Source organism: Mangrovicoccus sp. HB161399, assembly GCF_013184745.1.
Classification (GTDB): domain Bacteria; phylum Pseudomonadota; class Alphaproteobacteria; order Rhodobacterales; family Rhodobacteraceae; genus Mangrovicoccus.
Map to the genome: position 1 here is coordinate 1 of NZ_JAATVU010000128.1, position 9,564 is coordinate 9,564.

At 68.7% G+C, this 9,564-nt stretch carries 11 protein-coding genes and 1 pseudogene; all 12 read right to left on the bottom strand.

From position 1 onward, the window contains the following. Positions 1–975: pseudogene (locus HCC78_RS30400) on the bottom strand (hypothetical protein); the annotation flags it as partial. Positions 976–988: 13 nt separating this feature from the next. Beyond that, positions 989–1,855 carry a hypothetical protein gene (locus HCC78_RS30405; protein ID WP_172332492.1) on the bottom strand — a complete coding sequence of 289 codons (867 nt, stop codon included), beginning with the start codon at positions 1,853–1,855 and terminating at the stop codon, positions 989–991. Beyond that, positions 1,855–2,802 carry a hypothetical protein gene (locus HCC78_RS30410; RefSeq protein WP_172332493.1) on the bottom strand — a complete coding sequence of 316 codons (948 nt, stop codon included), beginning with the start codon at positions 2,800–2,802 and terminating at the stop codon, positions 1,855–1,857. Before HCC78_RS30410 ends, HCC78_RS30405 begins: the two co-directional genes overlap by 1 nt. Then, positions 2,802–5,876: a phage tail tape measure protein gene (locus tag HCC78_RS30415; protein WP_172332494.1), complete on the bottom strand. Its 3,075-nt coding sequence runs from the start codon at positions 5,874–5,876 to the stop codon at positions 2,802–2,804. Before HCC78_RS30415 ends, HCC78_RS30410 begins: the two co-directional genes overlap by 1 nt. A 1-nt stretch (position 5,877) precedes the next feature. Then, positions 5,878–6,150 carry a hypothetical protein gene (locus HCC78_RS30420; protein WP_172332495.1) on the bottom strand — a complete coding sequence of 91 codons (273 nt, stop codon included), beginning with the start codon at positions 6,148–6,150 and terminating at the stop codon, positions 5,878–5,880. Positions 6,151–6,164: 14 nt separating this feature from the next. Continuing rightward, the gene (locus HCC78_RS30425) at positions 6,165–6,539 is read right to left on the bottom strand and encodes a hypothetical protein (protein WP_172332496.1); all 375 of its coding nucleotides are present in this window, start codon (positions 6,537–6,539) and stop codon (positions 6,165–6,167) included. Further along, positions 6,539–6,952, bottom strand: coding sequence for a phage tail tube protein (locus HCC78_RS30430; protein WP_172332497.1), 414 nt, complete (start codon positions 6,950–6,952; stop codon positions 6,539–6,541). Before HCC78_RS30430 ends, HCC78_RS30425 begins: the two co-directional genes overlap by 1 nt. Before the next feature lie 8 nt (positions 6,953–6,960). After that, positions 6,961–7,434, bottom strand: a complete 474-nt coding sequence (locus HCC78_RS30435; RefSeq protein WP_172332498.1) for a hypothetical protein — start codon at positions 7,432–7,434, stop codon at positions 6,961–6,963. Next, complete coding sequence (locus tag HCC78_RS30440) at positions 7,431–7,832, bottom strand: DUF3168 domain-containing protein (protein WP_172332499.1); 402 nt, start codon at positions 7,830–7,832, stop codon at positions 7,431–7,433. The genes HCC78_RS30435 and HCC78_RS30440 overlap by 4 nt, the downstream gene beginning before the upstream one ends. Beyond that, positions 7,822–8,163, bottom strand: coding sequence for a head-tail adaptor protein (locus HCC78_RS30445; RefSeq protein WP_172332500.1), 342 nt, complete (start codon positions 8,161–8,163; stop codon positions 7,822–7,824). The genes HCC78_RS30440 and HCC78_RS30445 overlap by 11 nt, the downstream gene beginning before the upstream one ends. A 9-nt stretch (positions 8,164–8,172) precedes the next feature. Next, positions 8,173–8,499: a head-tail connector protein gene (locus HCC78_RS30450; protein ID WP_172332501.1), complete on the bottom strand. Its 327-nt coding sequence runs from the start codon at positions 8,497–8,499 to the stop codon at positions 8,173–8,175. After that, positions 8,492–9,496, bottom strand: a complete 1,005-nt coding sequence (locus HCC78_RS30455; RefSeq protein ID WP_216671386.1) for a hypothetical protein — start codon at positions 9,494–9,496, stop codon at positions 8,492–8,494. Before HCC78_RS30455 ends, HCC78_RS30450 begins: the two co-directional genes overlap by 8 nt. Positions 9,497–9,564 lie beyond the last annotated feature (68 nt).

Consider the following 9,564-nt stretch of genomic DNA (forward strand, 5'->3'; position numbering starts at 1 on the left):
CTGGGCCGCAAATGCAGCCGGAAAGGTCCAGTTCTGGCTGGCCGTCCGGTAGAGCTCGTCAGGATCGGTGTCGGGGTCGCCATTGGCGAGGATGGAACCCAGATCGAGCGCGTGCGTGCAGACCTGCCAGCCGTTGGCCTGCCGCGCCCATCGGCCGTTTGCGCCGCTGCCGTAGGGCATCAGGCCGCCGGTCGGCCGGCCGCTGGAAAGCGCGCCGATGGCATCGAAGATGTTGCCGCTGTGGAACATGTAGACCCAGGGCCCGAACGCGCCGCCCTGGTAGCTCCGCTTCCAGATCCCGCCATTGGCGTTCTGCGTGTTGTTCGACCAGCATTCCACGAAGGCGGTCGCGCTCAGGCGGTGGACGGAGAGTTCGCCGATGCTGGAGGCGAAGCCCGAATGCGGATTGGCGCTGGTCGCCGTGGTCGAATAGAAGCCGGTCTGCAGCGTGGTGTCGTCGAAGCTGGCGATCTCGTTGGCGGCCACCACCGTCCCGATGCCGAAGGATCCGACCTCCAGCAGCTTGCCGGCCGTGGAATCGCGCGGCCCGGACTGCCGGTCGGTCTGCTTCAGCGTGCTGGCGACGAGCGCATCATACTGCGCCGTGGTCAGGACCGTATGCGGCTCGGTGTTCGCGGGAAGCTGATCGAGCAGCATCACGTCGATCGTGCTCGCGCCGGAGGACGGCACCAGCATCGCGCCGATGGTCTCCCAGACCTGCTTTCCGTTGGACTTCGTGCGGAACTCCTGCACCTCGTAACAGGTCTGCGAGGTGCCCGCATCGTTCGGCCAGAGATCGACCTCGACCAGCCCGGCGGCCGAACTCGTGCCGGTGACATATCCCGGCGGGTTGGTGACGATGTTGCCATCTCCGCTCAGGCCGGTGCCGCGCAGGATGAAGCGGTACTGCACGCCTTCGAGCGCGCCTTCGGGGCCGTTGACGGTGACCGTCACGGCGCGTGGCGTGATTGCCATTGAAGCCTCCTGTTCAGAAGTAGGGGATGAGGATGATCAGGCCGTCGCCGCCATGGCCGCCCGCCAGGTTGTCGTCTCCGGTGGCGATCGCGCCCGCGCCGCCAGCGCCTGGGGACAGCGCCGAAGCCCCGGTCTGCGACAGGAACTGGAATTTGGTTCCGGGGAACAGCGCGCCGGGCGCGCCGCCGTCTCCTGTCGGGGCCGGGTTGGACGCGTTGACCTTGCCCATGCCGCCGCGCTGGCCCTCGACATTGAGGTCGCCGCCAGAGGCCGTGCCGCCGCCGGGGCCGGATGCCTGCCCCGTATTGACGGCCGACATGCCAAATCCGCCGCCGCCGCCATTCGCCGTCAGGCTCAGGCTGCCGGAGGACGAGAAACTGGTCTGTCCGCCGCCCGTCCCGTCCGCATTTCCCGGCGCGGATGTCCCGCCGGTGCCGACCGCGTAGGAATAGGTCTGGCCGCTCACATGCACATGGAATTTCCGGCAGTAGCCGCCGCCGCCGCCGCCGGAAGACGCGGCGTCCTCGATCCCGGAATTTCCGGCCACGCCGCCCGCGCCGCCGCCTGCGCCGAGCATCTGGATGTCGAGCGCCTTGAGCCCGGCCGGAACCGGCCAGGAGCCGGAACCGCTGGTCAGGTAGACCGGGGGGCCAGGCAGGTAGCCCGGCGCCAGCCGGTCCTGGATGCCGCCCACCGCATCGATGACGGTGCCCGGGTCGCCCGCCAGCGCGGCGTTCATCTCCGTGGCCACGTTCGAGATCGCGGGCGCCGCCCCGGTCACCAGCCAGCCGAAGACGGCCTCGGCCCGGGCCGAGAAGGTGATCGGGTCGGTTTCGTCCGGAAGGGACCCGGCATAGGCCGGAACCGTGGGGATCGTCATCAGATCACTCCCTTGACGGTGAAGGAAAACTCGTAGTCCTCGGGCAGCTCCTCGGACCAGTCGACCGTGCCGAGCACGCCGAACTGGATGGTCGAGGGCCGGTGCGCCGCGCCGATCGCGCCGACCAGCGTTCCCGCCAGGCGGTCCATCATCGGCTTGACCTGCGCCCAGTAGGCGGCGGTGGTCACGCAGGCATAGGTCATCTCGTTGCGGGTCGGCCGGGTCACCAGCTGCAGCTGGCCGTAATCGTTGAACTCGAAGCGCGAGGCGGTGACCGCCTTGCCCGAGGTGCCGTTGTGCAGCGTGTCGCCGACGAAGGCCCTGGCTCCGATCACGATCTCGCCGAGCGCGACCGAAGTGCCGGTCAGCGCCACGATCACCCGCACCGTCGAGGCGGGCACGTCGAGGATCGCCAGCTTGTTCGGCCCGTTGGTGAAGGCGGTGGCCAGCCATTCCCACCAGTTGGACACGATGCGCCCGGAGACCGGCGTGGTCTGGTCGAGCACCGCGGTCCCTGCCCCGTCGATGCAGATCACCCGCACCTCGATCGCGTCGATCCCGAACAGGATGATCGTGTCGAGCGCATCGACCGCCATGTCGAAGATCAGCGGGCTGTCATTGGCATCGAGCCCGTAGCTTGCCTGGTCGCCCTGCAGCGTGCCGTCCCCGGTCGCCGCGCCGGACGGATTGGTCAGCACCCCGTCGAAGGCGGAGAAGGCATTTGTCCAGCGGTAGAGCGCCCACTTGGCCGAGGTGCTGGTCTGGTCCTCGAGGGCGGGATCGTTGCCGAGGTTGCTGGCGATGGTGGAGACATAGACCTTGTGGTCGCGCACCACGCTGTCGCCGAGATTGTAGGTCGTGCCGGCCGCCCAGGCGGGTGCATCGTCCTCGGCGACCGAGACCGTGACATCGGCCGGGTCGATCGCCCGGCGGGAAACGACATGCATCAGAAGGCCCTCTCCGGCGGCATGCCGTCTTCGTCCCACTGGTCGAAGATCTCGATCAGCTTGCGCATCAGCCCGTTGCCCTCGGCGGCCAGCGCCGCGCCGCCATAGGTGACGCCGCCCGGCCCGAACACCGCCTCCTGCACGATGCCGCCGCCATTGGCCTGGGCGATCGCTGCCAGCCGCGCGTCGAACTCGCTCTGATGCCAGCCGTCATCGTAGCTCAGCGCCGCGGTGGCACTGGCCACGTCGCCGTAGACTGCGGCGAAGGCATCCGAGAGGCCGAGAAGCGACAGGTAGGTCTCCCGCCCGGCCTCCGTCATCAGGTCCTGCGCATTGACCAGCTCGCGGAACTGCATGGCTGTCGCCGGGACCGACAGGCCGAGCCCGGCGAAGGCATCGCCGAGCGCATCGGCCGCCATCTGCCACTGCTCCTGCGCGGTGTAGAAGGCCGACTGGAAGGCGGTCAGCAGGCCGGAGAAGCCGTCGCTGCCGCCCGCGGCCGCGACCAGGCCGTTCACCGCGTCGCCCATCTCCTTCAGCGTGCCGGTGACCGTCTGGCCGAGATCGGCGAGCGCGGGCGCGAAGGCGGCGAGGCGCTCGAGCGTCGGACCGCCGATGCCGCCGATCGCCTTCGACAGGGCCGAGCCGTAATTCGTCACCCACTCCTGGATGGCCGCCCGGATCTTGCTCCCGCTCTTGTTCTTGGTGGAGATCTTCGTGGAGTAGTCGAAGCCGTCGACGATCGCTTCGTCCACCGCGACGCCCAGCCGCGCATAGGCCGCGACGACACCCTCCTGCACGCTCTCCACCGCCGAGCGGATCGGCGCCAGCGCGGCATCGGACAGGTCCGAGCGCTTCCACTGCGTCGAGTGCTTCGCACCCCACCAGCTGGACTTCCTGTACTTCCGGTACTTCTCGCCCTCGACGAGACCGTCCTCGACCGAGAGCTCGATCCCCGCCTTCTTCAGCTTCTTCGAGGAGAAGCCGGAGATCAGGGAGTCGACGATCTTGAAGCCGCTGATCGCCAGCCCCGCCACCGGCAGGGCGGCGCTGGCCAGGGAGGCGATGCCGCCGACGGCCGAGGCAATCCCGCCCGACATGGCCGCCGACAGCCCGCTGACCGCGGTGGAGAGGTTGGCGATCGATGTGCCCAGACCGCCGGTGATCGCGGCCCAGCCGTTCTTCCCGGTCATCCAGGCATCGAGCCCGGTCTTGACGATGTTCGAGAAGCTCGAGGTGGCGGCATTGGAGAGCGTGCTGCCGATGCTGCTGCTGATCGCGCCGACATTTCCCGTCGCGATGCCGTTGGCGATGCTGCCGGTCACGCCGCCGATCGCGCTCGCGGCAATGCCCTTGAGCCGGTCGGCCAGCGCCTTCACCGCCGCCTCGGCCTCCGGCGCCCTCTCCAGGATGCCGAGCGTCAGGCCGTCGACCAGGTATTCCCCGATCTCCTTGAAGACCTTCGACGGAGACTGGATGCCGAGCTCGTCCTCGGCGGTCTCGGTCACGTCCGTGAAGAGCCCGCGGATGCTGTCCTTCACCCCCTTCCAGCGTGCCTTCAGGCCATTCATCAGGCCATCGGCCATGTTCTTCGCGACATCGCCCATCCATTCGAGCGCGTCGTAGCCGAGCTGGCGCAGCTGCTCCGCGATCCGATCGCCGAACTCTTCGATCGCCGTCATGACGGCCGCGGCCATCTCCCGGAACTTGGCGGAAATGTCGTCCCAGTGGGTAGCGACATGGATCGCCCCTGCGGCCAGCGCGGCAAGCGCGGCCACGGCAAGCCCGATCGGCGACACGACGGCCGCCATGACGCCGATCAGCACGGAGGCCGACGAGGCCAAGGCCCCGAAGGCCAGCGCCGCCGGGCCAAGCGCGGCCACCAGACCGGCAATCACCGTACCGACCTGAAGGATCGCCGGGTCGAGTTCCGACAGCCATGCAACCAGTTCGGTCACCCGTTCGACGAGCGCCGTCGCGAACTCCAGCAGGCCGGAATTGGCGATCGCCAGCTGCAGCCCCTCGAAGGCGGATTTCAGCTTGGTCAGAGCGCCGTTGAAGCCCTGCAGGCGCTTCTCCGCCATCTCCTTTGCGGAGGCCCGGTCGATCGCCTCGCTGATGCTGTCGATTGCCTCCGCCCCGCCCTTCGCCAGCCCGATGGCGGTGCGCATGGCATCTGTGCCGAAGATCTTCGACAGCGCCTCGGTCTTCGCTTCGTCCGACAGCCCGGCCAGGCCCTGCTGCAGGGTCCCGGCGATCTCCGACATGGTGCGCATGTTCCCGTTGGCATCGAAGAAGTTCAGGCCCAGCTCCTCGATCCAGTGGGCGGCATCGCCGCTGGCGGGCACCAGCCGCTGCAGGAAGGTCTTCAGGCTGGTGCCGGCGTCCGAGCCGGACGCAAAGAGCGACGATGTCTGCGCCAGCGTTGCGTTGAAATCCTCGAAGGAGATGCCGAGCCCGCCAGCGACGCCGCCCGCCTGGGCCAGCGCCAGCTGGTAGTCGTCGATCCCGAATTTCGACTGCACCAGCGTCCCGGCAATGCCGTCGACGACATCGCCCATCTCGCCGGCCGTCCTGCCGAACTGGGCCATGACGTCGGTCGCGATGTCGCTGGCCTGCGCCAGGTCTGCCCCGGTCGCCGCTGCCATGGTCATCGATCCGGAGAGCGCGCCGCCGAGGATCTGCGACGCGCTCAGCCCGTTCTTCGCCAGCATCTCGATCGCGCCCGCCGCCTCGGTGGCCGAAAACTGCGTCGTGCGCCCCATCTCCTGCGCGATGCCGGAAAGCGCCTTCATCTCCTCGGCGCTGGCCCCGAGCACGCCGGAGACGCGGTTCATGGCCGCCTCGAAATTCCCGGCCACGCGCAGCGAGAAGCCGCCCATGGCCACCAGCGGCGCGGACAGGCGCAGGGAAAGAGTCTGGCCGGCCGCTTCCATCTTGCGGCCGATCTTGCCGAACTCCTTTTCCATCTTGCGCATCTGCCGCTGGGCATTGGAAACGCCTTCCTGGAAGGCGGCGGAGTTCATCCCGAGGTCGACGCGCAGCGCGCCGATCAGGGCTTGGGCGAGGCTCATGTCAGGATTTCGCTTTCTGCTTCGCGATGCGGTCGAGGAAATACGCCTTGATCTCGGCGTTGCTGCTCCCCCGGCGCTTCTCGCCGAGGAACTCCTTCTGCGTCGGGAACCGCTTCGGCGCGTGGTGGCCGATGCGGATCAGGGCGGCGAGCGCATGCAGTTCCGCGCGGCGGATGCGGGACCGCACCTCGATCCGCTTCGCCGTTCCGGACAGCACGATCTGGATCTCGGCCAGGGTGCGGTCCCCGAATTCCGCGATCGGCTGGCCGGACATGACCCAGCGCTCCGTCAGGCCGCGCCAGTCGATGCGGCCGCCTTGCGGCGGCTGCGTCCGTTTCCCCGCTTCGGCGCTCCGTCCGCATCCGGAAACGCCGCGTGGATCGCCTCGCCGATCGCCGCCATGAAGGCCGGGAAGCCGCAGGCATCGATCACGTCGCCGGCCGCTTCCTGGGTGATGCCGCGATCGCCATGCAGGAGGCTCGCCCAGGCCAGCAGGCGCACGGTCGAGAACTTGATCGCGCCCTCGTCTCCGGCATCGAAGCTCTTCGCGATCGACAGGATGGAGGACCCGGTCTCCTCCTCGAAGGCGACCATGGCATTGGTGGTGAAGCGCAGCCGGTATTCGGTTGCGCCGTCAGCCGATTTCACCAGAACCCCCAGCATCAGGCAGCCGCCGTGTAGGCGATCTCGCCGGAGACCTTGCCGCTGATGGTGATCATGGCGTCGGCATCCATCTCGAGGCTGTCCAGCGATGCCGTGACGATGGCGAGGAAGGTGAAGGCCGACCCGTCGTCGAGCGTGACGCGGTAGTAGGTTCCGTCGGCGCGGTCCTCGTCTTCCTTGGCCTTGGCGAAGCCTGCCGCCGTGAAGAACGCGGTGATCGAGGCCTCGCCGGTATCGGCGAACCCGCCGCCGTACTCGCGGACCTTGGACGCGGTGTCCATGCTGGTCCGGTCCCGGAAGGTCTTGGTGATCGCCGGAACCGTGACGCCGGTCACCTTCTCGACATCCGACCAGACGGTGCCGTCGGCGGAACGTTCGACCGTCCCGCCCCAGAGTTCTGCAAAATCGGGCATGTGTGCTCCTATGAACGAGATTTGGCGGACCTGGCCGCCTTCCTGCGCGCCCGGGCAACCGCCCGCGCGACTTCCTTCCGCATCCCCTCCGCCACCCGGCGGAAGACCTCCTCGCGCGTCTGCATCCAGGCGATGCGGGCGTGAGGCTGCGCCCTGTGGCGCCGGTTCCCGAACTCCTGCTGGACCCCGGCGGGGTCCGCGGTTCCTGCATGCACAACCACGTCATATCTGCCCTCGCGCCGGATCATGCTGCGCTGGCGCTTCGACAGCTTGCTGCTGCGTCCCGCAACATAGCTCTCCGAGAGTTGCGGCATCTTCCCGCCGTAGCTGTCCTGCCTTGGTGCCAGCGCCCGCACGCGGGTGACGAAAGGCCCGAGCGAGGCGAGCAGGATCTTCCGCACCAGCTCCTTGCGCGTCGCAAGGCGCGGCAGCTCGCCGAGCGCCTTCTCCAGCTCGCGCCCGCCGTGGAACGTGACCTTCATGCGGTGCGCCACCTGATTCCGAGGTCGATCGACCGGCCGTACAACGGCGTTTGCGTCCCGGTCCCGCGCCCGTAGAGGTCGCGCCCGCCGATGACGCGCACGGATCGGAAGAACGTCGCTCCGTGCTGTCCGCGCCAGCCATTCATCTCCGACGCCACTGCCTCCGAAACGGCATTGGCCACGGACGCCGTGTCCGCCCAGGCGTCGATCTGCAGGATGTCCTCGCGCAGCCCCGTGCCGCCTTCCAGGCTGTAGCCGCGCTGGCCGTCGAGACACGTCAACGCCAGGTATGGCAGCGCCATCCTGTCCGGATCCGGGCCGCCCCACACGACCCTGGTGCCCACCATCTCCCGCAGCCCTGGAAGGCCGAGCAGGATCGCCGTCGCATCAGCCCTCATCGATCCCTGCCTCGCATGTCAACTGCAGGAAGCGCCTGCCTGGCTCCACTTCCATGATCCCGGTGATCGCCCACTCGGCGCCGTCGTGCAGAACCCTGTCCGATCTCCCGATGGACCGCGCGAAGGACGACATGCGGATCGTGAACCTGGTCACGCGGCGCTGCCTCCAGGCATCGACGGAATGCCGCTCGCCGTCCGACACGTCGCGGCGCTTCGCCCAGATCGCCGTCCCCTTGTTCCGCCAGACGCCAACCGGCGCATTGAGCGGGTCGCGCCCGGTTCCGCAAAATTCGCGGATCTGGATGCGCTCCCGCAGGTCCCCGTGCTTCATCTCTTCACCTCAGGCCAAGGGCGGATCGGCATAGCGGTAGAGCAGCATCTCGGCTTGGTACGGCAGTCCGCCGGGCACGCGCTTGGGCGCGTCAGCGGCTTCCAGAAGGTCGCCGACCACGATTGCGACCGCCCGCCTCACAGCCTCCGGCACAACGCTTTCGGCCGTCAGCTGGCCGTTTTCGTCCAGGCCCATGACCTCGGCAGCCCGCGTGTCCAGATAGCGGATCACGACGTCGGAGGCGGCTTGCACCAGGTGGTGCAGGTCGAAATCATGATCTTCCCCATCGATCTTCAGGATCGCCTTGACCTCTTCCACCGGGCACAGTTCAGGCATTGGTGCCGACCTTCGGTTCCCGGGCATCGCGCCCGCGCTTCACCGCCAGGCGCCAGCCCGCGCCGCCGTCCGGCCGCTCCGATGCGCCGTCTTCCTGCGCGATCCACATGCTGCCGCCGTAGCTCACGGCATCGCCCTTCTCGTAGCTCCCGCCGGAGCGGAATGGCCCGCGGTCGATGATGCACGGCAGGCGCACCGACTTCTCGGCGCCGCCGCGGCGGAAGACGGCGACCGGCCGCCCATGCCCGTCGGACGAGAAGTCCAGATCCTCGAACCCGAGCCCGTCCTGTCCGTCTGCGCCCGGCGCGCCATCATTGCCAGCCACGATTCCGAGCTCGCACAAGGTGCCGTTCGACAGAGTGACGACCAGCGCGCCCTTCCGGTCGATCATGGCCCCGGCCAGGCTGACGCCATCGGCACCGTCAGCACCGGGCGCACCATCCACGCCATCGCGCCCGGGGGCACCGTCCTTGCCGTCCTGCGGCACGGGCAGCGCCGCCAGGTACTCGTCCACCCGCTTTCCGATCACCGGCAGCAAGTCATCGGCTGTCACGCTGGAACCGTCGGCACCAGGCGCACCATCGGCTCCGTCGCGGCCCGGCGCGCCGTCCTTGCCGTCCTGCGGCACGGGCAGCGCCGCCAAGTACTCGTCCACCCGCTTTCCGATCACCGGCAGCACGTCATCGGCGGTCACGCTGGCGCCGTCGGCACCTGGTGCACCATCCACGCCGTCGCGGCCCGGCGCGCCGTCCTTGCCGTCCTGCGGCACGGGCAGCGCCGCCAGGAACTCGTCCACCTGCTTCTGCAGGTCGGGCAGCACGTCGCCGAGCGTGACGCTTGCGCCATCGGCGCCGTCCTGCGGCGCGGGCATCGCGGCGATGGCCTTTTCAAGATCGGCGATGCGCGCCGCCTGCGCCTCGATCAGCTGCTGCAGCGGGGCCGTGGCGCGCTGCACGATGGCGGCCAGCTCCGCCCCGAAGGCCTTTGCGTCGATCATGGGGCCCCCATAGCCTTGTTCATTTCGAGAAGTGCCTCGGCGAAGACCGCGCTCTCGCGCATGGCGCG

What these genes read in the sequence shown, in the direction of transcription:
- HCC78_RS30405 (WP_172332492.1), bottom strand. Translation starts at nt 1,855, where the DNA reads ATGACGATCCCCACGGTTCCGGCCTATGCCGGGTCCCTTCCGGACGAA.
- HCC78_RS30410 (WP_172332493.1), bottom strand. Translation starts at nt 2,802, where the DNA reads ATGCATGTCGTTTCCCGCCGGGCGATCGACCCGGCCGATGTCACGGTC.
- HCC78_RS30415 (WP_172332494.1), bottom strand. Translation starts at nt 5,876, where the DNA reads ATGAGCCTCGCCCAAGCCCTGATCGGCGCGCTGCGCGTCGACCTCGGG.
- HCC78_RS30420 (WP_172332495.1), bottom strand. Translation starts at nt 6,150, where the DNA reads ATGTCCGGCCAGCCGATCGCGGAATTCGGGGACCGCACCCTGGCCGAG.
- HCC78_RS30425 (WP_172332496.1), bottom strand. Translation starts at nt 6,539, where the DNA reads ATGCTGGGGGTTCTGGTGAAATCGGCTGACGGCGCAACCGAATACCGG.
- HCC78_RS30430 (WP_172332497.1), bottom strand. Translation starts at nt 6,952, where the DNA reads ATGCCCGATTTTGCAGAACTCTGGGGCGGGACGGTCGAACGTTCCGCC.
- HCC78_RS30435 (WP_172332498.1), bottom strand. Translation starts at nt 7,434, where the DNA reads ATGAAGGTCACGTTCCACGGCGGGCGCGAGCTGGAGAAGGCGCTCGGC.
- HCC78_RS30440 (WP_172332499.1), bottom strand. Translation starts at nt 7,832, where the DNA reads ATGAGGGCTGATGCGACGGCGATCCTGCTCGGCCTTCCAGGGCTGCGG.
- HCC78_RS30445 (WP_172332500.1), bottom strand. Translation starts at nt 8,163, where the DNA reads ATGAAGCACGGGGACCTGCGGGAGCGCATCCAGATCCGCGAATTTTGC.
- HCC78_RS30450 (WP_172332501.1), bottom strand. Translation starts at nt 8,499, where the DNA reads ATGCCTGAACTGTGCCCGGTGGAAGAGGTCAAGGCGATCCTGAAGATC.
- HCC78_RS30455 (WP_216671386.1), bottom strand. Translation starts at nt 9,496, where the DNA reads ATGATCGACGCAAAGGCCTTCGGGGCGGAGCTGGCCGCCATCGTGCAG.